At 47.7% G+C, this 367-nt stretch carries 1 protein-coding gene; it reads right to left on the bottom strand.

Translation table 11 applies throughout. The annotated features are described in order from the left end of the window. The coding region (locus SB658_RS22340; RefSeq protein ID WP_410602396.1) for an adenylosuccinate synthetase at positions 1-367 on the bottom strand (367 nt) is incomplete at both ends.

Here is a 367-nt window from a genome sequence, read left to right as displayed (position 1 = left end):
CACGGGTTGTGTACGCTTTAGATACACCGACGACGTGCTGGATTTTTGTCGGACCTACGCCTGAACCGATCGTCACCCCTCCGGCGACCGGGTTGGATGAAGTGACAAACGGGTATGTCCCTTGGTCAATATCAAGCATAACCCCTTGAGCGCCTTCAAATAAAACGCGGCGGCCTTCATCCAGCGCGTCATTCAGAACGACGGATGTATCGCATACATACTTTTTAATCTGCTGGCCGTATTCATAATACTCATCCAGAATATCTTCAATTTTGAAGCCTTCCGTTTCATACATTTTTTCCAGCAGACGGTTTTTCTCTTCAAGGTTCCGTTCAAGCTTTTCTGCAAACACGTCACGATCTAGCAG

It is taken from the genome of Bacillus sp. SIMBA_008, from assembly GCF_046535495.1.
Classification (GTDB): Bacteria; Bacillota; Bacilli; order Bacillales; family Bacillaceae; genus Bacillus; species Bacillus subtilis.
The sequence above is the reverse complement of the archived record's forward strand: the minus strand, read 5'-3'. Positions and strand labels throughout refer to the sequence as shown.